Origin of the sequence: Micromonospora sp. WMMD1155 (assembly GCF_029581275.1) — a bacterium.
Classification (GTDB): Bacteria; Actinomycetota; Actinomycetes; order Mycobacteriales; family Micromonosporaceae; genus Micromonospora.
Genome location: NZ_CP120742.1, coordinates 6,630,308 through 6,654,523 on the forward strand (window position 1 = coordinate 6,630,308; position 24,216 = coordinate 6,654,523).

Annotated in this window: 16 protein-coding genes and 2 pseudogenes; 8 read left to right on the top strand and 10 right to left on the bottom strand. The window is 67.8% G+C overall.

Going from position 1 to position 24,216, the window contains the following annotated elements:
- The first annotated feature begins 54 nt into the window (after nucleotides 1-54).
- The 3 genes from O7617_RS30355 (at nucleotide 55) to O7617_RS30365 (ending at nucleotide 2,706) form a co-directional block, all read left to right on the top strand.
- A complete protein-coding gene (locus O7617_RS30355) occupies nucleotides 55-894 on the top strand; it encodes an oxidoreductase (protein ID WP_282259832.1) in 840 nt (279 codons plus the stop codon).
- A gap of 192 nt (nucleotides 895-1,086) precedes the next feature.
- Nucleotides 1,087-2,538, top strand: a complete 1,452-nt coding sequence (locus O7617_RS30360) for an aldehyde dehydrogenase (protein ID WP_282259834.1) — start codon at nucleotides 1,087-1,089, stop codon at nucleotides 2,536-2,538.
- A gap of 15 nt (nucleotides 2,539-2,553) precedes the next feature.
- A complete protein-coding gene (locus O7617_RS30365) occupies nucleotides 2,554-2,706 on the top strand; it encodes a hypothetical protein (protein ID WP_282259835.1) in 153 nt (50 codons plus the stop codon).
- Between the two features lie 36 nt (nucleotides 2,707-2,742).
- Here O7617_RS30365 and O7617_RS30370 read toward each other — a convergent pair whose 3' ends face one another.
- The 6 genes and pseudogenes from O7617_RS30370 to O7617_RS30395 all read right to left on the bottom strand — a co-directional run.
- Nucleotides 2,743-3,084 (bottom strand): GlsB/YeaQ/YmgE family stress response membrane protein, encoded by a 342-nt coding sequence (locus O7617_RS30370; RefSeq protein ID WP_282259836.1) that lies wholly within the window; start codon nucleotides 3,082-3,084, stop codon nucleotides 2,743-2,745.
- Between the two features lie 266 nt (nucleotides 3,085-3,350).
- Nucleotides 3,351-4,670: a hypothetical protein gene (locus O7617_RS30375; RefSeq protein WP_282259838.1), complete on the bottom strand. Its 1,320-nt coding sequence runs from the start codon at nucleotides 4,668-4,670 to the stop codon at nucleotides 3,351-3,353.
- Between the two features lie 117 nt (nucleotides 4,671-4,787).
- Entirely contained in the window at nucleotides 4,788-5,318 is a 531-nt protein-coding gene (locus O7617_RS30380; protein WP_282259840.1) for a VOC family protein, read from the bottom strand.
- Between the two features lie 46 nt (nucleotides 5,319-5,364).
- Nucleotides 5,365-6,201, bottom strand: coding sequence for an alpha/beta hydrolase (locus tag O7617_RS30385; protein WP_282259841.1), 837 nt, complete (start codon nucleotides 6,199-6,201; stop codon nucleotides 5,365-5,367).
- A gap of 239 nt (nucleotides 6,202-6,440) precedes the next feature.
- Nucleotides 6,441-6,920 carry a hypothetical protein gene (locus tag O7617_RS30390; RefSeq protein ID WP_282264943.1) on the bottom strand — a complete coding sequence of 160 codons (480 nt, stop codon included), beginning with the start codon at nucleotides 6,918-6,920 and terminating at the stop codon, nucleotides 6,441-6,443.
- A gap of 676 nt (nucleotides 6,921-7,596) precedes the next feature.
- Nucleotides 7,597-7,674 (bottom strand): annotated as a pseudogene (locus O7617_RS30395) (hypothetical protein); the annotation flags it as partial.
- A gap of 432 nt (nucleotides 7,675-8,106) precedes the next feature.
- On the opposite strand from O7617_RS30395, the gene O7617_RS30400 reads away from it, so the two are divergent.
- From O7617_RS30400 to O7617_RS33505, 3 genes and pseudogenes are all read left to right on the top strand, one after another.
- Nucleotides 8,107-9,465 carry a hypothetical protein gene (locus O7617_RS30400; protein WP_282259842.1) on the top strand — a complete coding sequence of 453 codons (1,359 nt, stop codon included), beginning with the start codon at nucleotides 8,107-8,109 and terminating at the stop codon, nucleotides 9,463-9,465.
- A gap of 40 nt (nucleotides 9,466-9,505) precedes the next feature.
- Complete coding sequence (locus O7617_RS30405) at nucleotides 9,506-10,051, top strand: NUDIX hydrolase (protein ID WP_282259843.1); 546 nt, start codon at nucleotides 9,506-9,508, stop codon at nucleotides 10,049-10,051.
- A 974-nt stretch (nucleotides 10,052-11,025) separates the two neighbouring features.
- Nucleotides 11,026-13,547 (top strand): annotated as a pseudogene (locus O7617_RS33505) (type ISP restriction/modification enzyme).
- Between the two features lie 112 nt (nucleotides 13,548-13,659).
- Here the strand turns inward: O7617_RS33505 and treZ are convergent.
- From treZ to glgX, 3 genes are read right to left on the bottom strand one after another with little or no spacing between them, the layout of a single operon-like run.
- Entirely contained in the window at nucleotides 13,660-15,384 is a 1,725-nt protein-coding gene (gene treZ, locus O7617_RS30420) for a malto-oligosyltrehalose trehalohydrolase (RefSeq protein ID WP_282259846.1), read from the bottom strand.
- Complete coding sequence (gene treY / locus O7617_RS30425; RefSeq protein WP_282259847.1) at nucleotides 15,381-17,687, bottom strand: malto-oligosyltrehalose synthase; 2,307 nt, start codon at nucleotides 17,685-17,687, stop codon at nucleotides 15,381-15,383. Before treY ends, treZ begins: the two co-directional genes overlap by 4 nt.
- Before the next feature lies 1 nt (nucleotide 17,688).
- The gene (gene glgX / locus O7617_RS30430) at nucleotides 17,689-19,806 is read right to left on the bottom strand and encodes a glycogen debranching protein GlgX (RefSeq protein WP_282259849.1); all 2,118 of its coding nucleotides are present in this window, start codon (nucleotides 19,804-19,806) and stop codon (nucleotides 17,689-17,691) included.
- A 278-nt stretch (nucleotides 19,807-20,084) separates the two neighbouring features.
- Between glgX and O7617_RS30435 the strand changes: the two genes are divergently transcribed.
- Nucleotides 20,085-21,566: a glycosyltransferase family 4 protein gene (locus tag O7617_RS30435; RefSeq protein ID WP_282259851.1), complete on the top strand. Its 1,482-nt coding sequence runs from the start codon at nucleotides 20,085-20,087 to the stop codon at nucleotides 21,564-21,566.
- 448 nt (nucleotides 21,567-22,014) lie between these two features.
- Complete coding sequence (locus tag O7617_RS30440) at nucleotides 22,015-22,659, top strand: maleylpyruvate isomerase N-terminal domain-containing protein (protein WP_282259852.1); 645 nt, start codon at nucleotides 22,015-22,017, stop codon at nucleotides 22,657-22,659.
- Between the two features lie 259 nt (nucleotides 22,660-22,918).
- Here O7617_RS30440 and O7617_RS30445 read toward each other — a convergent pair whose 3' ends face one another.
- Complete coding sequence (locus tag O7617_RS30445; protein ID WP_282259853.1) at nucleotides 22,919-24,202, bottom strand: citrate synthase; 1,284 nt, start codon at nucleotides 24,200-24,202, stop codon at nucleotides 22,919-22,921.
- Nucleotides 24,203-24,216 lie beyond the last annotated feature (14 nt).

Below are 24,216 nucleotides of genomic sequence, written 5' to 3' on the forward strand. Positions count from 1 at the left end.
TGTGTTGCTGCCCGCTTCAGGGTGGCGAGGATGACAAGCGAGAGGATACGTACGGTGACAAGGACTTGGCTGATCACCGGTGGCTCGCAGGGCCTGGGCAAGGCACTGGTGCTCGCAGCGCTGAAGGCCGGCGACCGGGTAGTGGCGACTTCCCGCAAGCCGGAAGCGCTGGCTTCCCTGGCGGCAGAGCACCCCGAGCGTCTCGCGGCCGTCGCGCTCGACGTCACCTCCCCGGCGCAGGCCCGAGAGGTGGTCGCCGCGGCGGTGCAGCGGTTCGGCTCCATCGACGTGGTGGTCAACAACGCGGGCTACGCCACCAGCGGCTCGATCGAGGACTTCCCCGAGGAGGAATTCCGCGCGCAGGTCGAAGCGAACCTGTACGGCGTGGTCAATGTGACGAGGGCGGTCCTACCCGTGATGCGCGGGCAGCGATCCGGGCATATCGTGCAGATCTCCTCGATCGGCGGCCGCGTAGGCGGCACCCCCGGCCTGGGTGCCTACCAGACGGCGAAGTTTGCCGTAGAGGGCTTCTCCGAGGTCCTCGCCAACGAAGTGGCCCCCTTGGGCATCAAGGTCACCATCGTCGAGCCGGGTGGTATCCGCACCGGCTGGGCCGCCGGGGCCGCCGAACCCTCCGGTCCCATCACGCCTGACTACGAGCAGACGGTCGGCGCGTGGCTGAATCGATTCGCACAGTATGCCGGGAACGAGCCCGGCGACCCGGACCGCATGGCCCGCGCCATCGTCGACACCGTGGACGCCGCGGAGCCTCCGCGCCGGCTGCTGCTCGGCAGCGACGCACTAGGGATCGCGATCAGCTCAGAGGAAGGCCGTATAGCGGAGGCCAACTCGTGGGCCGAGGTGAGCCGGTCCACGGATTACCCCACCGCCTGACCGACACTCGCCCCGCAGTTCACGGCGGCGCGAGCCGCGGAAGACGCGGTAGGGCGCGAACTCAGCGTCTCCACCGACCGCGACGGACTCGGCGATTTCGCCGAGTCCGTCGCGCGGATGGTCCGCCCGGCGGCGCGCCGACATCCACCCCGCCCGCATACCTCCACCCCTTCTCATCTCAAGGAATCAAACATGACTGTGCGCGACAAGCTCTACATCGGTGGTTCCTGGGTGACTCCCAGCGCGCCGGAGTTGATGCTCGACATCCTGTCCCCGCACGACCAGTCGGTGCTCGGCCGCGTGGCGCAGGCCGCACCAGCCGACATCGACAAGGCTGTCGCCGCCGCGCGTGAGGCGTTCGACCACGGTCCGTGGCCGCGCACCTCGCCGAAGGAGCGCCAAGACGTCGTGCGTCGTTACGACGCGCTGCGTGCCGCGCGGGCGGACGAGATCGCCGCGGCGATCTCCAGGGAGAACGGCTCGGCAGGCTGGTTCACCAAGATCGGTCAACCCTTCCTGACCCGTCAGACCAACGCCTACCTCCAGGCGGCCGAGGAGTTCGGCTGGGAGGAGATCGTCGCGCCGTCCGACCCTTCGGTGGCCTTCGACACCATCGTCCGGCGCGAGGCGATCGGTGTGGTCGCCGCGGTCATCCCGTGGAACTCCCCGTTCTCCGCCGCCACCGCGAAGCTGATCCCGGCTCTGCTGGCGGGCAACACCGTCGTGCTCAAGGTCTCCCCGGAGAACTCGCTGAGCATGATGCTGCTGGCGGACCTCTGGCACGAGGCCGGGCTGCCCGAAGGCGTCCTCAGTGTGCTCCCGGCGGATCGGGAGACCAGCGAGCACCTCGTCTCGCACGCCGACGTCGACAAGATCTCCTTCACCGGCTCGACCCGCGCCGGCCGGCGGATCGCGGCGATCGCCGGGCAGCAACTCAAGCGAGTCGGTCTGGAACTGGGCGGCAAGTCCGCCGCACTGATCCTGGACGACGCGGACCTGGCCGCCGCGATGCAGGGACTGCGGTTCGGCTCGCTGGGCAACAACGGCGAGGCGTGCATCCTGCAGACCCGCATCCTGGCTCCACGCAGCCGTTACGAGGAGGTTGTCACCGCCGTGAAAGACATGGTCGAGTCGCTGAAGGTCGGCGACCCGGCCGCATCCGACACCTTCATCGGCCCGATGATCCGCCGCGACCAGCAGCAGCGTGTCATCGACTACATCACCATCGGCATCGAGGACGGCGCGCGTCTGGTGACCGGCGGCCCGCAGATCCCCGCCGGCCTGGAGAAGGGCAACTACGTCACCCCGACCGTGTTCGCCGACGTCGACAACGGCATGCGCATCGCGCAGGAGGAGATTTTCGGCCCGGTCCTGGTCGTCATCGCCTACGACGACGATGACGACGCCGTGCGGATCGCCAACGACTCCGAGTACGGCCTGTCCGGCGGAATCTGGTCCGCGGACGTTGCCCGCGCCCTGGCCGTCGCCCGCCGGCTGCGTACGGGCACCGTCACGCTGAACGGCTCGCCGATCAGCTTCGACGGACCCTTCGGTGGCTACAAGGCCAGCGGTCTCGGCCGCGAGTACGGCAAGGTCGGCCTGACCGGCTACGTCGAGCACAAGTCGATCACCCGCAGCCGGTAATCGTACGATCGTCGATTGGAAGAAGCCGCGCTCCGACCACCGCTCGACGCCGAGCTGGCCGGCGCCGACATCGGCGGGGAACTGCACCGGTACACAGTGCTTCAGCTCTGGGTCTTCGTGCCGCTGTCGCTGGTGGCCCTCGCCGTCAGCGACACGCGGCCGGCGTAGGGCCCGGCTGACGGCCGACTGAGCGGGGTCGGCTCGTCAGCTCTTGGCCTTGCTGCGACGGGGCCGCCGACGAGGGGTTTCGTCACCACCGGCAAGCCGGGTGAAGGTGAGCATGTTCGCCAGCGCCACGGCGACGATCGCGAGGCCGACCTGGATCGCGAGCACGATCCAGTCCCAGCGCAGCACCCACACCTTCACACCGGCGTCGTCGTCGACGTGGAGCGCCCGGGCGACCACGGTGCCCAGCACCGCCGAGCCGACGCCGAGGACGAACGTGGCGACGACGCCGATCCGTTGCCGCCCCGGCAGGATGAGTCGCCCGAGCAGGCCGACCAGGGCGCCGATGAGCACCGCGCCGAGATAACCGGTTACCAGCATTGCTGTCTCTCCCCTCCAGCAGTGCCGACATACATGCCCGAATCTCACGTTCCCGGAAACCCCGCCCCGCTCGCGGTTCGGGATCCCCTACGCTGGTGGACCTTTCGCACCCGAACGAAGGACGCCCATGGCCCGCCCCTACCGTCCCGGCGCGAAGCAGTTCGTCTTCGCCACCGCAGAGGACGCGTCGGACATGCCACCGATCGGGAGGCACCGCACGGTCGGGACATCGACCGTCGTGGTCCGAGGCAGCACGCTCTCGCCGGTCAGCAGTTGCGCAGGCAGCGCACGAAGAGGTGTTCGTGACCGTCGCCCGGGTCGACCCCCAGGTCCGTCGCGCTGGACCTGAAGACGATCCGGCTCCCGTTGGCCGAGGTGACTCCGTCGAAACTCTCGCCGTTGCCGGTCGCCCCGGCGGCGGTGGTGCTCACCGCCGTCGTCCGACCGGTGTTGAGGTCCCGCACGAAGACGTCACTGCCGACGCCGTTGCCGTCGCGCGGAACGAGGTCGGAGGCGGGGGAGTAGAAGGACACGTAACGACCGCCGGCCGCCAGTCGACCGGACGTGCTGTAGTTGTCGCCCGCGCCCGCGCTCCCGCGACTGGCGCTGACCAGCACTGTGGTGTCAGCGATCAGGTCGCGGACGTAGACGTCGCCCGCCTCGTTGGTGTCCGCCGGCACGTACGGCTCGTACGACTCCCACGACACCCTGGTGCCGTCCCTGTTGATGCTCGGGCTCGACCCACTGCGGAAGTCACCGTCGGTGGCCGGCAGGTTGGCCCGGACCGTCGCGCCGGATGACAGGTCGTGAACGAAGACGCCGGCGTCCGTGCCGCCGTCGCCGACCCAGTCGCCGTACCCGCTGAACGCCACCCGCCGCCCGCTACCCGAGATGACGACCTGGAACGCCGAGAGGTTCGTGCCGCCGTCGGCCTGCAAGCTCACCCGTGTGGTCTTGTCGAGCTGCGAGTCGTGGACGTACGCCACCTGCCCGTAGAGCCGGAGGCCCTGGTCGTCCAGGTCGCCGGTGAACGAGGTGATGATGAACGCGGTGTAACGGCCGTTGTCGGAGATGGTGGCACTGCTGCTGATGCCCTGAATCTGCCGCCCACCCGCGAACTCGCTGGCCCGTGTGGTCAACAGGGTCTGGCGGTCGTGCACGAAGACGTCGACTTCGTTGTTGGTGTCGCCGGGCACGAGGTTCGACGCGTACGACGTGAAGGCCACGTACCGGCCGTTGCCGGAGATCGCCGTGGTGTACTCGGCCCCGTTGTTGGCCGGCTGCCCGTCCAGGCCACCGCTGACCAGGGTGGTGGTGCCGGTCTCCGTGTCGCGGACGAAGATGTCCGTGTTCTGGTTCGTGTCGCCCGGGACGAGGTTGTCCGAGGTGGAGGCGAAGGCGACGTACCTGCCGTCGTCGGAGATGTCCGACCCGCCGACCCCGCCGTTGCCGGGTGTGCCGTCGGTTGCCGCATCGACCAGGGCGATCGCATCCGGCTCGGCCGCGACGGCGGGCACCGGCATCAGAAGCAGGGTGGACACGCCGGTGACCGCCACCAGGGCACGGACCGATCGAAAGGTACGCATGGCCGCAGAGCCTAGCGAGCCGGGGCCGCCGATGATGTCCCGTGACGGCATCGCGGTGAACTGGCAGCGCTCTTCGACCGTTGGCTGAGGCGCACCTGAGGCTCCCCAGGCAGGTGTTCACTCCTCGTCCTGCCACCTACGCAGATCCGTCTGGTCGTGATAGGGCATGCGGTCCGGCGTGGTGATGAACTCCATCGTCGTGCCCCACGGCGTACGGCAGTAGCAGACCCTGTTTCCCGGACCCTGTTCAGTCGTATAAGGAATCGGGCGAGGCTCCGTGAGGGGGGTGCCTCCGGCCCTTCTGAGGCGCTCGACCGATGCGTCGATGTCGTCGGTGTAGAGGCCGAAGTGCGTGATGCCGAAGTCGCTCGGTCGAACCGGCTCGGCTTGTTGGGGGCCGTGCATCTCGAACAGCTCGAAGTCGGGTCCGGTTCCGATCTTGACCATCGCCTGCGCGCGCACGACCGTTCCCGGGTGAGCACCAACGGCCCGCTCGAATTCGGGCCCCTGCCGAGGCGGATCCTCCGGCCCGAAGGACTGATAGATAACCTGGGCGCCGAATGCTTCCACGAAGAACGTCTTCGCGGCTTCGATGTCGGGCACCGTGATGCCGATGTGGTTGACGCCGCGTATGACAGGTGCGCTCATGACAGCTTTCCCTTCTTGTCTGACCGATCGGCGCGATCGCAGAGTGTCACTTGGCTTCGAGGAAATCGGTCAGAGCGCTCGCGACCTCATCCGGCCGCTCCTCCGCGAGATAGTGGCTGGACCGCGCGACCGGGCCGCCCGTCACGTTGCCGGCGAACTCCTTGAGCATCGGCACCATCTGCGCACCGAAGCGCTGGTCCCCGCCGAGACCCAGCACCGGTATATCCAGCGGTTGCTTCTTGTACTCGAGCGCGGCCGCATGGTCGGCGGCGAGGGTCCGATACCACTCCAGACCGCCGCGAGTGCGGCCAGGGAGCGCCATCGCCTTCGCGTAGATGTCGATGTCCGCCGGATCAAAGGTGCTGTGGTCGTAGAACCGCTCAGCCATGAAGGTCGACACGTAGTCATACTCACGGCCGTGGATCAGGCGCTCGGGTAGATCCCGGTTCGTGTGGAAGCTGAAGTGCCAGAGGCTCGCGGTCGCCGCCTCCCATCCGGTCCAGCCGGGGAGCGGAACGTCGAGGACGGCCAGGTGGGTGACAGCCTGCCGATAGCTGGCGGCCTGCGGCAGGGCGACCATCCCGCCGATGTCGTGTCCGCACACGGCGTAGCGTTCATGCCCGAGGGCAACCATGACGTCGTGCGCGTCGCGCGCCATCGTCGCCTTGTCGTAGCCGTCGAGCGGGCAGTCGGAGAAGCCCGCGCCGCGCAGATCGATGGCCACCACGCTGAAACGCTCGGCCAGCAGCGGCATCACACGGTGCCAACCCCACCACGTTTCCGGCCAGCCGTGCAGCAGAAGGACCGGCGGGCCCGAGCCCCCCGTGACAGCGTTGATCTTGATGCCATTCACCGGCATTAGCTGCTGGGTGAACCCCGTCAAAGCTGCGATCATGATCGCTTTCCAGTCAGATGGTGACGTTGGAACAGAGCCCGCGGCCAACGCTCAGGGCTGGTCGACATCGGTGGCGATCGTGATGTCGCGCCAGGCGTCGATAGCGCTGCTGTCGCCGCGACGAACCGTCACATCGGCCATGATTGAGCAGTTCTCAGGCGTCTCAGACCAAGCTACCGCGACCAGGTAGGTCCCGGGCACGTAACCGGTCAGGTCCCGTCTGAGTCTCACCGGGTGAGGCCGACCAGCGTCGCCAGTCGCGCCACGCCGGCCGGCGCCGGCTGCGTCCGGGCGACATCCGCGATGACGGTACGCGCCGACGCCCGGCACCGAACCTCAGCGGGCGCGACACTGTCCGCGTCCACCAGGGCGCGGGCCGCCCCGCGCACGTCACCCAGGTGCAGGTAAGCCCGCGCGACGTCGACCAGGTACGCACCCCGATACTCGGCCGGCAACCGCCGCCACCCTTCCCGCCGCACGACGCTTGAGTGCCTCCGCAACGCCTCTGCGGCGTCACCCCGTTGTGCCGCAATGAGAACCCGGGCCAGCTCGACGGCGACCGGCCCGAAGTTGGTGCGGTGCGTGTCGTCGTACCTCCTCAGGCTGGCGGCGACGCCCGCGGCCCGGTCGGTCAGCTCGTCGGCGCGGCGATGCTCGCCGCATCCGGCGGCGGCCAGCGCCGCCTGCACCAGCAACGTCCCACCCACCGCCCTCCCCCGATGCTCGCCCTGCCCCCCACCCCCACCCCCACCCCCACCCCCGCCCCCGCCCCTCGCCCTCGCCCTCGCCCTCGCCCTCGCCACGTTGATCATGAGGTTGACGGGCGGTTTGATCTCCACCAGACCCGCCAACCTCATGATCGACGGGGTGGGACTGGGGCGCGAGGAGGCGGTTCGCCGTTGGGAGGGCCGCCTTTAGGGCCAGGGGGTTGCGGTTGTTGGCGCGGAGGGCCTGGGTTACCGAGATGGTTGCGCTTGCCGCCAGGATCGGGTCGTCGCCGGCGGCGGACATCGCGCGGTCTGCGGCCAGCCAGGCGAGGTCGGCCTCGCCGAGCTTGACCAGCAGCGACGAGGTGATGCGGTACGCCTGCACCAGCACCTCTGCTTTCTGCGCGGCCCGAGCGGCGTCGAGCAGACCCGGCAGCAGACGCACCAACTGTCCGTAGTGCGCGTGCTGGTAGGTCAACCAGGCATGCCCAACCTGCCGCCTCAGCTCGTCCGTCTGCGGTGGAGCCTGCGGGATGTCGTAGCGGGCGAGCGCTGCCCGGATGTCGTCCACCCCGTCCGGCGTGCCCGCCGGGGTGCTGGGCGGCTGGCCGAGTAGCACCTCCGGCTCTACCCGCAGGACGTGGGCCAGTTCCTGGATCACCGAGTACCGGTCCAGGGTGCGGGCACCCCGCTCGATCTTGTCCACCCAGCTCTTCGACCTGCGCAACCGGTCGGCAAGCATCTGCTGCGTCATCGACCGCCGCACCCGCCACCGGGCCACGCGTCGGCCGATCGGGAGGTCATCGTTGGTCACGCCGCCACCGCCGGTCCGGGACCGCGCGGGTCGTGTCGTCAACGGGTACGCGCTCCGCCTCGGCCTGGGCCAGAAGGCGCTGCTTGGCAGCCTCCCGCTCGGCCGCCTCAAACTGCTCGCCTCGATTTGCTGACCCGTCGCCGTGCATAGCCACCTCCGTCAGCCCGGTATGCGACGCTCAGACTTCGCCGACACCCAGGACACCTGCGATTAGCGAAGCGGGCTGCCGATCAACGGACCAGATGGCAAGTAATGCGCTCGCTTGCGCTGCTCAGGACGTGGGTTGCGCAGGGTTGCGCGGGTCCCCATAGGACTTCGGCAGCCCATAGGCTCGTCACTGTTGGTAGTTGACTGATGCCTGGAGGCGGATCGATGGCGCGACCGGTGACGAACACGGCGTTCGAAGGGCTTTTGCTGGCCGCCGGTTACGCCAACTCTCACGCTGCCTTTGCCCGACAGCTCAATCACACCGGCCGCGACCAGGGCACCTGGCGGTACGACGCCGCCAGCGTCTACTGGTGGTTGCGCGGTCGCCGGCCTGGTGAGCACGTGCAGGCCGCGATGGCCGAGACACTGGCCCGCAAGCTCGGTCGCTCGGTCGGTGTGACCGAGCTGGGCTTTGGAACGGCCGAGAGCATCAACATGTGTGTTTACCCTGCGACCGTCGCTGGGGCGATTGATACCGCCGAACTGATTTGGACGAGGTTGGCCAAGCGCCTCAACCATCAGGACAGCGGGGTGTTCGACAGCGGCAAAGCGCTAGAGGCCGCGCTTGGCTGGCGGTATGACCTGCCCGACAAGGCGGTCAGCCGGAGCGGCCGGCAACAGGTCACCTCCACAGATGTTCAATCGCTGTACGCGCTGGCCGACCATTTCACCGATCTCGACCGACGTCACGGCAGCGGCTCTCCACGTACGCGTGCTGTCATGGCCGACTTCCTGGTGCGTCAGGTCGCGCCCATGCTGCACGGCACCTACACCGATGCCGTGGGGCGCGACCTCATGCGCGCAGCGGCGACGCTCTCCGGCCAACTCGCCTTCATGTCGTACGACGCGGGCGAACATGCCATGGCCCAACATCATGTGACGCTCGGCATACGGCTCGCCAAGGCTGCCGACGACCGCCTCTACGGTGCGCACCTGCTGGCCAATCTCGCCACACAGGCTGTGTTCGTGGGGCACGCCCGAGAGGCGGCCCGGCTTGTCGAAGCGGCTATCGATGGTGCCGGCCGCGCACCCGCCGCAGTCCTCGCTCGGCTGCACGCCACCGCAGCTACCGCCTACGGACAGTCAGGCGAGCGGCGTGCCTGCCAAACCGCCCTCACTAAGGCTGAGCGTGCTCTCGACCGGGCGGGCACAGATTCCGGCCCACGCTGGGTCGGCTACTTCAGCCCAGCTCACCTAGCCGGCGCCACGCTAAGGTCCCTGGGCGACCTGCACCTGTACACGCAGGCCCTTCGACACGCTCCCGACGCGCTCGACCTAGGCAGCCAGAACACCCGGACGCGCGCCCTACACACCGCCCTCGTTGCCATGACTTATGCCCGCGCTGGGGACACCGACGCCGCCTGCGACTGGGCCTCCAAGCTCGGGCAGCATGCCACGGGAATCCACTCGGCGCGTGTCCGACAGCGCGTCCGCGAACTCGCTAACACGTTCAGCCCGCAGCAGGCATCACCCCAGGTCAACGAGGTCCTGCATACTCTCGCGGCCATGCCGGCAGCCATCTAGAGCAAGAGCGCACCTAGACACATCCGCTAGCGTCACCGAGGTGACCTGGACGGAGCCCGCCACCTGGTACGCCAACCTGGCTTCCTTCTACGCCGCCGCTGCGGCCTTCATTACCGACCCGGACGGCAACGTGCTGCTCGTCAAGCCCACTTACCGCGACCACTGGGCTTTCCCCGGCGGCTACGTGGATGAAGGCGAATACCCGCATGAGGCATGCGCCCGCGAGGTTCGCGAGGAGCTTGGGCTAACGGCGGAGGTGGGCAACCTCCTGGTCCTGGACTGGGCTCCTCCTGCCGGACAGCGGCCCCACGCGTTAGTCAGTTTCACATTTGACTGTGGAGCGATCGCAAACCTTGACGGTGTCCAGTTGCTCGGACAGGAGCTAGAAGACATCGCCTTCTTCTCGGCGGAGGTTGCTGCACACCTACTCCCAGGCAACGTTGCTCCACGCATCCGGTCTGCGTTGAACGCCCGACACCAGAACAGACCGGCCTACCTTGCCGGCGGCGCGACAGCCTCATCACTACGCTTAGATGCAACAGCGTGTCCCTCTGCCGCCTTGACTCAGAAACCGGAGACCCGGTAGCGGTTTTACCTCCACAGGGAACCACTACAGAGGGTGACTTATTCGCCGCTTGATACGAGGTGCCGGGTTGGCGATGCTCGTAAAGCTCTCGTCAGATGACCTTGAGATATTGTCACACCGCGTGCAAGATGGATCTCGCACCGGATTTGGATGTCTGCACTGGAGGTGTCGTGGCTGATCATCCCTTAACGCTGGACTCGGCGGTGGCCGAGTTCGGCCGAGCAGCCACAAACAAGCTCACAGACGTCGCGGTTCGAGGTGAGCCCGAAGATCAGCTCCGGGCACCCCTGGAAAAGCTGGTGAGTGACCTAGCGGCACTATGCAACCATCGTCGCGACCGGCTTAACCTTGTCGGGGAGACTTCGCTCGCTGACCTCCAGAGCCGGCCCGACTATGCAGTCACGTACTCGCACACTTTGGTTGGATTTATCGAAGTAAAAGCGCCAGGAATTGGTGCTGATCCTCGGAAATTTCGGCGGAAGCATGACAAAGAACAATGGGCCAAACTTCAGGCATTGCCGAATCTTATCTATACCGACGGGCTAGCATTCTCTCTTTGGCGCTACGGCGAACCAGCAGGCGAGATCGTCCGACTCAGCGGTGACCTAGCGTCCACTGGCGTTTTGACGGCTCCGAGGGCACTGCTGTCGCTCTTCGAGGAATATCTCGGGTGGAGTCCCACGCCACCCCGAAGCCCTAAGCAGCTCGCCGAGACTACCGCGCGTCTATGTCGGCTGCTGCGATCCGAGGTCGAAGAACAGTTGGCCCGCCAGGACCCAACCCTGACCGGACTCGCAAAGGACTGGCGGCACCTACTCTTCCCTGATGCCACCGACGGCCAATTCGCGGACAGCTATGCTCAGGCAGTCACCTTCGGACTTCTGCTCGCACGTGCCCAAGGTATCGATCTCAACAAGGGAATCGACCCGGCAGCGAAGCTCCTCGCTAGCCGCCAGTCCCTCATAGGTACTGCAATGCGAGTCCTCACTGACCAGGTCATAAAGAGCCGAACACTTGCGACCTCTGTCGCCACATTGACCCGCGTGCTAGCAGTCGTCGATTGGCCAAAAATCTCGAAGGGTCGACCAGACGCATGGTTGTACTTTTACGAAGACTTCCTAGAGGAGTACGACAACAGTCTCCGCAAGCAGACAGGCTCATACTACACACCCGTGCCAGTCGTGCAGTCGATGACACGCCTCGTTGACGAGGCGTTACGTGGCCGTTTCGAGATGCCCGACGGCCTAGCCAACCAAAAAGTCAATCTAGTAGACCCGGCCATGGGTACTGGCACCTTCCTACTCGAAGTCGTGCGTTCGATTGGCCGGGCTGTCGCCGACGACCTCGGCGAAGGAGCCGTTCCGGCAGCTGTGGCCGCAGCCTTGTGGCGGCTCGTAGGGTTCGAGCTTCAATTGGGTCCGTTCGCCGTGGCACAGCTGCGAATCCTTGCCGAACTGGCTGAACTCGGCGCGAACCCGGAGCACATCAATCCCAGGCTATTCGTTACCAACACTTTGGGCAATCCTTTTGTGGAGGAGCAGAGCCTTGGCACCTGGTATGAGCCCATAGCGCAATCACGGCGGGAAGCCAATCGGATTAAGCGCGACGAAGGCGTGCTAGTTGTCCTTGGCAATCCACCCTATAAAGACAAGTCCCACGGGAAGGGTGGCTGGGTCGAAGCAGGGAACCCCACCGCCGGGCAAGCGGCGCCACTAACGGATTTCATGCCACCGTCAGAATGGGGGGTCGGAGTGCATGCCAAGCACCTCTATAACCCCTACGTCTATTTCTGGCGATGGGCAACCTGGAAGGTTTTTGACCACCATGTTGACTCAGATCGCGGTGTTATTTGCCTCATTACCGTGGCCGGCTTCCTAGATGGTCCAGGGTTCCAGCGCATGCGCGATTACCTGCGCCGACGAGCTGACGCTGTTTGGGTCATCGATTGCTCGCCTGAAGGCCACCAACCTCCAGTCAACACACGACTCTTTCAGGGCGTGCAACAACCGATCTGCATAACACTAGCCGTGCGGGACGGCAGCTCCGGCGCCGAAACACCAGCACCAGTCTATTTCCGAAGTCTGCAACCCGGAAATCGGAATGCAAAATTTTCCGAGCTAGCAGACGTTTCGCTTCAAGACGGAGGCTGGATAGAGTGCCCGTCAGATTTCCGGGCACCTTTCCTTCCGAAGGGTGGGGCTCGCTGGCTAAGCTATCCAACCTTGGACGATCTTCTACGTTATTCCGGTTCAGGCACGATGACCGGCCGCACTTGGGTCATCGCCCCCGACCCGGAGAGTCTTCGCATGAGGTGGGATACCCTAGTTGCCGCACCGTCTGCGGAGAAGCCTGAGCTTATGCAGGAGCATCCCCGGGATCGCCATATCAATAAAGTGCTCATGGATGCCCTGCCCGGATTTGAGGCAACGAAAACTCCTATCAAAGATGAGTCTGGGCCCTGCTTAGAACCGGTCCGAATCGGCTTCCGGTCCTTCGATCGGCAATGGATCATTCCCGTAAGCGTCTAATCAATCAACCCAATCCAACCCTTTGGGCAGTTCGGTCGAGCACACAAATCTACTTGACCGCACCCCATGACACTGTTACATCTTCGGGTCCCGCCGCAACCTTTACAGCTGAAGTCCCCGATCTTCACCATTACAATGGTCGCGGCGGTCGTGCATTTCCGCTCTGGCTCGATCCTCACGGCACCATTCCGAACATTGTTCCTGGCCTGCTCGATTTGCTCGCTCTTCGATATGGCGAGCCAGTCTCTCCCGAAGACCTATTCGCTTATATTGCTGCAGTCTTGGCTCACCCAGGATTCACGAAAACGTTTGCCGATGATCTCAGAGCGCCTGGTTTGAGAATGCCCATGACCGCCCAACCAGAATATTTCACCAAAGCGGTTGCGATTGGCAGGCGCGTCCTGTGGTTGCACAGTTATGGCCAACGGTTCGCAGATCATGGTGCCGATCGGCCTCGTCACACACCTCGCCTACCCCCAGACCGCACCCCTAAGGTACTTCCAAACGCAGCAATTCCGTCCGATTCCGAACACATGCCAGATGCGCTCCAATACGACGCGGCTTCCCGTGAGTTGCGCGTCGGCACCGGCCGCATCGGCAATGTGACAGCTGCGATGTGGTCGTACGAGGTATCTGGCGTTAACGTCCTCAACAAATGGTTCAGCTACCGGCGCAAGACTCGCGATCGTCCAGTGATGGGCGACCGGCGAACGTCTTCCCTTCTTGGCATCGGTCAACATCACTGGCCTGCTGATTACACCAGAGAATTGATCGACTTGCTCAATGTCCTGGCCCTACTCATCGACCTTGAACCAGAACAGGATTCGCTTTTAACACAAATTCGCGACGGGTCGCTAATCTCAGTGGAGGAGCTAACCGAAGCCGGGGTTCTGCCGGTGCCGCCCAAGCAGCGCAAGGTTTCCAAGCCATGGGAAGCAACCACGACCGAAACGGCTCGCCTTTGGTAGTCCCGCTTCATTGAAGATCCGGCGAAATGGACACCGGTGTCCTTCTACGAAATCGGTAGCAACTGATGGCAGGTCCCTCGCCCTTGCGAAATTCGAGCCAATACAGCGCCTTTTAAAGGGTCACGATCGCCGCAGTCTCCGCCGGCAACTCGATCCGGTCCCGCATAACGGTGACCCCCTCGCCGGTGGCCAGGAGCACCCGCCGAGCCACCCCGGGCAGCGACACCCCCTGCCCCCGCCCAGCGAAGTTCGCCACGACAAGCGTGTCCCCCCGCCGCATCACCAGGAACTGGTCCCCGTGCTGCACCGACACCGCGTGCAACCGAGGATCCGACAGGTCCGAGTTGGAACGACGCAGCGAGATCAACCGCTGATAGAACGACAGCATCGAAGCATGCTCAGGTTTGTCCAGCTCGGCCCAGTCCAACCGCGACCGCGTGAACGTCTCCGGGTCCTGCGGGTCGGGCACGTCCCCCTCCGGCCACCCGTGCGACGCGAACTCCCGCCGCCGCCCGGTCCGCACCGCAGAGGCCAACTCCGGCTCCGGGTGCGACGTGAAGAACTGCCACGGCGTGGAAGCAGCCCACTCCTCCCCCATGAACAACATCGGAGTGAACGGCGCGGTCAGCAGCAGCACAGCCCCCACCCGCACCAGCGCAGGCGAGAGCGAGGCCGAGATCCGGTCCCCGGTGGCCCGGTTCCCGATCTGGTCATGGTTCTGGAGGTAGGCGACCAGCCGATGCCCAGGCACCCGCGCATCCAGGGGCCGCCCATGGTGCCGGTTGCGGAAGCTCGACCAGGTCCCCGCGTGGAAGAAGCCACCCGTCAGCACGTCCGACAACGTCTCCAGGGAGCCGAAGTCCCCGTAGTACCCCTGCCGCTCCCCCGTCAGCAACGTGTGCAGCGCGTGGTGGGCGTCGTCGTTCCACTGGGCGTGCAGCCCAAACCCACCCGCCTCACGAGGCGTGATGAGCCGCGGGTCGTTGAGATCGGACTCGGCGATGAGCGACAACGGCCGCCCCAGGTGCGTCGACAACGACTCGACCTCGATGGCCAGCTCTTCGAGCAGAGGCACCGCGCGCGTGTCGGGCAGCGCGTGCACCGCATCCAACCGCAGCCCGTCGACGTGGTAGTCGCGCAGCCACATGAGCACGCTGTCGATGATGTAGCGGCGTACCTCGTCGGAGTGCGGGCCGTCCAGGTTGATCGAGCGGCCCCAACTGTTGCTCTGCTCGGCCAGGTAAGGGCCGAACCGTGGCGCGTAGGCCCCGGAGGGCCCGAAATGGTTGTAGACAACGTCGAGGATCACCCCCAAACCGCGAGCATGAGCAGCGTCGACGAACCGTTTCAGGCCGTCGGGGCCGCCGTAGGGCTCGTGCGGGGCATACCAGCAGACGCCGTCGTACCCCCAGTTGTGTTCGCCGTTGAAGGCGTTGACCGGGAGCAGCTCGATCAGGTCGACACCGAGGTTCACCAGGTGGTCGAGGCGGTCGATGGCCGCGTCGAAGGTGCCCTCCGGCGTGAAGGTGCCGATGTGCAGCTCGTAGAGGATGCTGCCGGGCAGCTGCCGCCCCGTCCAGGAGGAATCACTCCACTGGAACGCAGTGTGGTCGTAGCGGCGGCTCGGCCCGTGCACACCCGCAGGCTGCCACGGGGAGCGGGGGTCGGGCAGCGGCGTTTCGTCGTCGTTCAGCAGAAAGGAGTAGTCGGGGCCGGCGTCGGGCACGTCGACCCGCCACCAGCCGTCGGCGGCGGCGCTCATCTCGTGGTCGGTGTCGTCGGCCAGGCGCAGTCGCACCCGGGAGGCGTCCGGCGCCCAGACGGAGAATTCGGTCATGAAGCGGCCTCCTCGGCGGCGGTGAGAGGAGCCAGGAGAGCGACGGGATAGTCGGCCAGAAGATTGTCCAGCGGAGTCTCTCCGCCACTGTAGACCCGCCCGGTGAACAGGTCCTTCACTTCGTGAACAGGAAGCGACAGTGCTGTGTCACACCACCCGCCGGCGCGGGCCAGCCCCAGCGGCAGGCGGGTCGCCACGGTGATCGCGCCACCCCGGTCGAACGCCACCACGTGACGGCTCTGCGGCCCGTGCGCGGGCACCGGCCGGTAGGTGGTGAACAGCTCCGGGTGCGCCCGCCGCAACCGCAGCGTCCGCGACACGACGAGCAGCTTCGCCGCTCCGTCGGTGTCGACCGGGGGACGCCAGCCGCCGTCGAGGCGTGCCAGCAGCTCTCGGCGTACGTCGAAGTCGACCGGCCGGCGGTTGTCCGGGTCGACCAGGGAGTTGTCCCACAGCTCGGTGCCCTGGTAGGTGTCCGGCACCCCGGGCATGGTGAGTTGGATCAGCTTCTGCCCCAGCGAGTTGCACCAACCGGCCGGGGTGATCGCGGCGGCGAGTTCGGTCAGCTCGTCGTGCAGGCTCGGGTCGTCGTACATGCGGTCGACAACGTTGTGCAGCGCCTGCTCGAAGACCGGGTCCGGGTCCGCCCAGCTGGTCGAGGCCGCGGCCTCCCGGGCGGCCTTCTCGACGTACGCGTGCAGCCGCTCCCGCTCGATCGGCCACGCGCCGACGGCGGTCTGCCAGAGCAGGTGGGCGAACGCCGGGTCGGGCAGCGGAGCGTACTCCATCCAGCTCTTGACCTGCTCCGCCCACCGGCCCGGCAGCTCGCTGAGTACGGCGAGGCGGGCGCGGACGTCCTCGCTGCGCTTGGTGTCGTGGGTGGAGAGGGTGGTCATGCTCGCCGGCCAGCGGACCTGTTGGGCGGAGGCGTTGCGGTGGAACTCCGCCGGTGGCACCCCGAAGCGGGTGGGGCTGTCACCGACCTCGTTGAGCGCCACGAACCGGGTCCACCGGTAGAACGCGGTGTCCTCCACGCCCTTCGCCATCACCGCGCCGGTGAGCTGCGGGAACCGCATGCCCAGCTCGTCGTGGGGGTCGCGCAGGCGGCGGGTGACAGCGTCCAGGGCGCCGGCCAGGTCGGGGCGGCGGCGACCGGCCTCGGAGCGGGCGGCGGCGAGGTGCCGGGCGCCGTGCGGCGGGTAGCCCCGGTAGACGTCGAACGCGGCGGCCAGCTCGGCGAGCGCCGCGCGGGCCTGCTCGGTGGGCACCTCGGGGGCGAGGGCCGCCAACCGGGTCAGCTCGGCGGCGAGCAGCCGGGTGGCGGCGGCCAGTTTGGTGGAGTGGGTCAGGTCCGCCCAGGAGATCTGCTTGCCGTTCAGCTGGGTGTCCAGGACGGTGAAGTCGCCCTCGGCGTCGATGTCGATGAAGAGCCCACCGACCATGGCCAGGGCGTCGTAGCCGGTGGTGCCGTCCACCGGCCAGTCCGGCAGCTCCTCGCCGTACTCCAGGATCTTCTCCACCACGAGCCAGGCGTCCGGCGCGGCCTCCCGCAACCGGGCCAGGTAGCCGCCCGGGTCGCGCAGGCCGTCCGGGTGGTCGACGCGGATGCCGTCGACCTCCCCGGCGGCGGCCCACCGCAGGATCAGCTCGTGGGTGGCGGCGAACACCGCCGGGTCCTCCACCCGCAGACCGGCCAGGGTCGTGATGGCGAAGAACCGGCGGTACGTCAGCTCGGCGTCACCCCGACGCCACGACACCAGCTCGTAGTGCTGCCGGTCGTGCACCGCGCGGGCGTCGCCGTCGCCGGTGCCGTCGGCGATCGGGAAGCGGTGCTCGTGGTAGCGCAGCTCACCGTCGACCAGCTTGAGGTCGTCCAGGGCGGCCGGGTCGTCGGCCAGCACCGGCAGCAACAGGCGGCCCCGGTCCCAGTCGATGTCGAACCAGTCGGCGTACGACGAGTCGCGCCCCCGGCGCAGCACGTCCCACCAGGCCGGGTTGGCCGGCGCGACGGCGACCCCGGCGTGGTTGGGCACGATGTCCACGACCAGCCCGAGCCGCTTGTCGCGCAGGGCGCGCAGCAGCCGCTGCCGGGCGGCCTCCCCGCCCAGCTCCGGGTTGACCTCCCGGTGGTCCACCACGTCGTAGCCGTGCTGCGAGCCGGGCGTCGCGGTCAGCAGCGGGGCGGTGTAGAGGTGGCTGACGCCGAGGTCGGCGAGGTAGTCGAGGATCGCGGCGGTGGCGTCCAGGTCGAAGCCGGGGCGGACCTGGATGCGGTAGGTGGCCTTCGGAGGGGTGGCCGGCATGTCAGATCGTCCTCTCCAACACCACGAGGGAACGGTCCGGCACCCGGATGGTGCCGCCCGCGCTGATCACCGTCGCGTCGTCGGGCTCGGGGTCGGCGGTGCTGATCACCCGTTCCCACTTCTGGCCGTACTCGCTGCCGGGCAGGGTGAAGTCCAACGGCGCGTCGTGGGCGTTGAAGCAGAGCAGGAACGACGCGTCGTGGTGCCGCTGGCCGTACTGGCCGCGTTCCCGGATGCCCTCGCCGTTGACGAACAGGGCCACCGAGCGGCCGAAGTCGTTGCCCCAGTCCTCACCGGTCATCTCCCGCCCGTCCGGGGTGTGCCAGGCCAGGTCGGGCAGCGGCTCGTCGGTGCCGCGCCCGCCGACCGGCAGGCCGGTGAAGAAGCGGCGGCGGCGGAACACCTGGTGCCGTTTGCGGAAGTCGGTGAGCGTGCGGACGAACTCCAACAGTTGCTCGTCGACGGAGTCCCAGTCGACCCAGGACAACTCGCTGTCCTGGCAGTAGACGTTGTTGTTGCCGCGCTGGGTGCGGCCCAGCTCGTCGCCGTGGCCGATCATCGGCACGCCCTGCGACAGCATGAGCGTGGCCAGGAAGTTGCGCCGCTGCTTGGCCCGCAGGGCGAGGATCGCCTCGTCGTCGGTGTCGCCCTCGACGCCGCAGTTCCAGGACCGGTTGTGGCTCTCGCCGTCCCGGTTGTCCTCGCCATTGGCCTCGTTGTGCTTGTCGTTGTACGACACCAGGTCGTTGAGGGTGAACCCGTCGTGGACGGTGACGAAGTTGATGCTGTGGAACGGTCGACGGCCGTCGTCCTGGTAGAGGTCGGCCGAGCCGGAGATCCGCGACGCGAACTCGGCCAGGGTTGCCGGTTCACCGCGCCAGAAGTCCCGCACCGTGTCGCGGTACTTGCCGTTCCACTCCGTCCACAGCGGCGGGAAGTTGCCCACCTGGTAGCCGCCCGGCCCGACGTCCCACGGCTCGGCGATCAGTTTCACCCGGCTGACCACCGGGTCCTGCTGCACCACCTCGAAGAACGTGGACAGCCGGTCCACCTCGTAGAACTCCCGGGCCAGGGTCGCCGCGAGGTCGAACCGGAAACCGTCGACGTGCATCTCGGTCACCCAGTACCGCAACGAATCCATGATCAGTTGCAGGGAGTGCGGGCTGCGCACGTTGAGGCTGTTGCCGGTGCCCGTGTAGTCGACGAAGTAGCGGCGGTCCTCCTCGCTGAGCCGGTAGTAGCTCGGGGCGTCCACGCCCTTGAAGCTCAACGTCGGCCCGAGGTGGTTGCCCTCGGCGGTGTGGTTGTAGACCACGTCGAGGATGACCTCGATGCCCGCCGCGTGCAGCGCCTTGACCATCCCCCGGAACTCCTGCACCTGCTGGCCGAGCCGGCCCAGCGCGGAGTAGCCGTGGTGCGGGGCGAAGAAGCCGATCGTGTTGTAGCCCCAGTAGTTGCGCAGCCCCAGATCGTTGAGCCGGTGGTCGTGCACGAACTGGTGCACCGGCATCAGCTCGATCGCCGTCACCCCGAGCCGGGTCAGATAGTCGATCATCGGCGGGGAGGCGATGCCCGCGTACGTGCCGCGCAGCTCCTCCGGGATGTCCGGGTGCCGCATCGTCAACCCGCGTACGTGCGCCTCGTAGATCACCGAGTGGTGGTAAGGCGTGCGCGGCGGCTTGTCGTTGCCCCAGTCGAAGTACGGGTTGACCACCACCGACTTCGGCATGAACGGCGCCGAGTCGGTCTCGTTCATCCGCTCCGGCTCGTCCAGCACGTAGTCGTAGACCGCCGGGTCCCACTGGATGTCACCGTCGATGGCCTTCGCGTACGGGTCGATCAGCAGCTTGTGCGGGTTGCAGCGCAACCCGTTCGCCGGGTCGTACGGGCCGTACACCCGGTAGCCGTAACGCTGCCCCGGCTCGATGCCCGGCAGGTACGCGTGCCACACGTACGCGTCCACCTCGCGCAGCTCCACGCGACGCTCCGCGCCGGTGTCCCACTCGTCGAAGAGGCACAGCTCGATCCGCTCGGCGACCTCGGAGAAGATGGCGAAGTTGGTGCCCATCCCGTCGTAGGTGGCGCCCAAGGGGTACCGCTCGCCCGGCCAGACCTGCATGTCGCTCCTTCAACCCATGGTGATGTGCGCGCCGGCCGAGGCTGCCCGCGCGCACGCAGGTAGTGCCCCCGGCCCGGGCGCGCCAATCCATCCTTTCAGCCAGTGCCCGGAAACCACCCGTCTGATGCGCGTTAAACCCTCGGGTGTCCTCCGTCACGATGGCCGTTTTCGAGATGCGTTCTTGGGCCCGATGGACTTTCCTTGACCCGGGGCAAGCGTTCGCGCGCGTGCCCGCCAGGCCCTCGGCCGCCCTTCCACCTGTCGCTCCGCCGCCACCGATGTCGGCGCGCACCACCCTGCCCTGGACGGAGATCGACGTGACCCTGCGGGTCGACGAGCAGACCGCTACCACCAAGGACCGGGCCCACCGGCCCACGCTCACCTCCCGGCCCCAGCTTTCGACAGCGCCCGGCCTCCCCGCGCAGCCCGGCGCGGTCGTGCCCGCGCAGTCCGGCCCCGGGGTGCCCCCGCAGACCCGCCGCATCCTCATGCTGTCCTGGGAGTACCCGCCGGTGCTCGTCGGCGGCCTCGGCCGCCACGTGCACGCGCTCTCCGTGGCTCTCGCCGCCGCCGGTCATGAGGTCACCGTCGTCACCCGCCACACCGAGGGCGCACCCCTGGAGGAGTACGCCGACGGCGTGCGCATCCTGCGCGCCCCCGAGGACCCGGTCACCTTCCCCCTCGCCACCGACTCGCTGCTGGCCTGGACCATGGCCTTCAACCACACCCTCACCCGCACCGCGCTGCGCGCCACCCAGGCCGGTTCGTACGACGTCATCCACGCCCACGACTGGCTCGTCGCGCACACCGCGATGACGTTGCGCGACCACCTGGACATCCCGCTGGTCAGCACCATCCACGCCACCGAGGCCGGGCGGCACCAGGGCTGGCTGCCGGAGGAGATGAACCGCACCATCCACGGCGTCGAGCAGTGGCTCAGCAGCGAGTCCAACCGGGTGATCGTCTGCTCCGGCTACATGCGCGACGAGGTGAACGCGCTGTTCGGCGTACCGGCCGGACGCGTCGACGTGGTCGCCAACGGCGTCGAGCCGCACCGCTGGCGGGTGCCCTCGCGTGCGGTCGCCGCCGCCCGGGCCCGGTTCGCCGGAGACGGCCCGCTGGTCACCTTCGCCGGTCGCCTCGTCTACGAGAAGGGCGTCCAGCACCTCATCGCCGCACTCCCCCGACTGCGCGAGCGCCACCCCGGGCTGCGCGCCGTGATCGCCGGCGACGGCCCGTACCGCGCCGAACTGGAGGCCGAGGTGCACCGCCGCGGCCTGGGCGGCATGGTCACCATGCCCGGCTTCCTCGGCGGCAGCGACCTGCCCGCGCTGATGGCCGCGTCCGACTGCTTCGCCGTGCCGAGCATCTACGAGCCGTTCGGCATGGTGGCACTGGAAGGCGCCGCGGCCGGCGCTCCCCTGGCCGTCGCCGCCACCGGCGGCCTCGCCGAGATCGTCGAACCGGGCGTCACCGGGATGACCTTCCGCCCGCACGACCCGGACGGGCTCGCCGACGCCATCGACACGCTCCTGTCCGACCCGGAGCGTTCCCGGGTGATGGCCCGCCGCGCCCGTCGGATGGTCCACGACCAGTACGGCTGGTCCGCGATCGCCCACCGCACCGCCGCCGGCTACGCCGCCGCCATCCACTCCGACGCCGCGTTCACCGCCGAACGCGCCGAGCGGCGGATGTCCCAGGGTCGTGCGCTACCGGCGCTCCCCGACGGTAACCTGCTGGCCGCCGCCGGCCTGCGCTGATCCGCGGGCCGCGCTGGCCCGGGGTCGCGCTGGCCCGGGGTCGCGCTGGCCCGGGGTCGCTGATCGGCTGGCCGCGCTGGCCCGGGGTCGCGCTGGCCCGGGGTCGCTGATCGGCTGGCCGCGCTGGCCCGGGGTCGCGCTGGCCCGGGGTCGCTGATCGGCTGGCCGCGCTGGCCCGGGGTCGCGCTGGCCCGGGGTCGCTGATCGGCTGGCCGCGCTGGCCCGGGGTCGCGCTGGCCCGCCGGTGGTTCAGCGCCCGGGCCCGTCGGCGCTTGATCAACTCGCGTTCCTTGAAGTCGGGGTGTCCTTGCGCCTGGGACACCCCGACTTCCTGCAAACCGAGTCGATCACGCCAGCCTGGCGCGCGCGACGTCGACGCCCGGTAGCGCCCGTCCGGCGCGGACCGGGTCGCGTCGCGCGGCGGGGGGCACGCTGCCAGAATGTGCGGATGTCTCGCCCTGTCGACGCACTGGATGCCGCGTTCCCGGTTGCCGCTTCGATCGCTCTGGACCTGATCCGCCGCCCCGAGGTGTCGGAGCAGTGGTCGCGCCCGAGTGCGCTCCCGCACCTGTCCGTCGGCGGGCTGGCGTGCCACCTGGGACGTCAGGCGATCCGGGCGGCGGAGTTGCTGCCGAGGCCGAGTGACCTGCCGGTGTTGGAGTCGGCCGATAGTCACTACGAGCGGGCTGCCTGGGTCAGCGAGGGCACCCCGGACGCCGCCTCGGTCGCCGCGAGCAACGACGAGGAAGACGCGGCCCGAGGTCCCGCCGACCTGCACGCCCGATCCGCCGCCGCAGTGCAGGAGGCGGGCGATCTGCTGGGGCGTGGCGCGGCCCGGGACGTCGTACCCATTCCGTGGCAGGGCTGGGCCCTGCGGCGCGGTGACTTCCTGCTCACCCGCCAGGTGGAGATCGTGGTCCACGCCGACGACCTCGCGGTGAGCACCGGCGTACCCACGCCGGAGTTCCCGGCGGAGGTCTTCGACCCCGTCCGCGACCTGCTGGTCCGGCTGGCGGTCCGCCGCCGCGGGCAGTCCGCGTTGATCAGCGCGTTGAGCCGCAGCGAGCGGACGCAGGACATCTCCGCCTTCTGACCCCCGCCGGGGTCGGGAGTCGCGCTTGATCGACTCGGTTTCCGTGAAGGCGCGGTATCCCAGCGCCGCCGATGCCCCGACTTCCAGGAAGCCGAGTCGATCAAGCCCACCTGACCGGGCCGGGGCCGCCACCCCGCCACCCCGCCACCGACGCAAGGCGACAGGCCGACGCCACCGACGGACGGCGACAGGCCGCCGACCCGAGTGGGTCGGCGGCCTGCGATCGTGCGACGAACTGTGGTGCTGAGAGCGATGGAGGTCAGCGCTCGTTGAAGGGGACGTAGTCCCGCTCGGCGGCACCGACGTAGACCTGCCGCGGACGGCCGATCTTGGTCTCCGGGTCGTTGATCATCTCGCGCCACTGGGCGATCCAGCCGGGCAGCCGACCGAGCGCGAACAGGACCGTGAACATCTTGGTCGGGAAGCCCATGGCCTTGTAGATCAGGCCGGTGTAGAAGTCCACGTTCGGGTAGAGCCGCCGGGAGACGAAGAAGTCGTCGGCGAGCGCGATCTCCTCCAGCTCCATGGCGATGTCCAGCAGCGGGTCCGGCTTGGCCATGCGGCCCAGCACGTCCTGCGCGGCCTTCTTGACGATCGCCGCCCGCGGGTCGTAGTTCTTGTAGACCCGGTGGCCGAAGCCCATGAGCTTGACGCCGTCCTCCTTGTCCTTGACCTTGCGGACGAAGGACCGGACGTCGCCGTCGCCGGCGTGGATCTGCTGAAGCATCTCCAGCACCGCCTGGTTGGCGCCGCCGTGCAGCGGGCCGAACAGGGCGTTCACGCCGGCGGAGACCGAGGCGAACAGGTTGGCGTTGCTGGAGCCGACCAGGCGGACGGTCGACGTGGAGCAGTTCTGCTCGTGGTCGGCGTGCAGGACGAACAGCATGTCCAGCACCTTCGACATCACCGGGTCGACCTCGTACGGCTCCGCCGGCACGCCGAACGTCATCCGCAGGAGGTTGTCGACGTACCCGAGGGAGTTGTCCGGGTAGAGCAGCGGCTGCCCGATGGACTTCTTGTACGCGTACGAGGCGATGGTGGGGACCTTCGCCATCAGCCGGACCGTGGAGATCTCCACGTGCTCGGAGTCGAACGGGTCCAGGCTGTCCTGGTAGAAGGTGGACAGGGCGCTCACCGCCGACGACAGCACCGCCATCGGGTGGGCGTCCCGGGGGAAGCCGTCGAAGAAGCGACGCATCTCCTCGTGCAGCAGCGAGTGCCGCCGAATCCACTCGGAGAACTCGGTCAGCTGCTGCTCGGTGGGCAGCTCACCGTAGATGAGCAGGTACGAGACCTCCAGGAAGGAGGACTTCTCGGCCAGCTGCTCGATCGGGTATCCCCGGTAACGCAGGATCCCCGCGTCGCCGTCGATGTAGGTGATCGCGGATGAGGCGGCCGCGGTGTTGACGAAACCGGGGTCGTACGTGGTCATCCCGGTTTCCTTCAGCAGCTTGCTCACCCCGATACCGGCGGGGCCCTCGACCGCTGGATGTACCGGCATCGACAGCTGCCCACCGGGGTGATCGAGCTTGACTTCCGTCATGTGGTTCCTCGCTT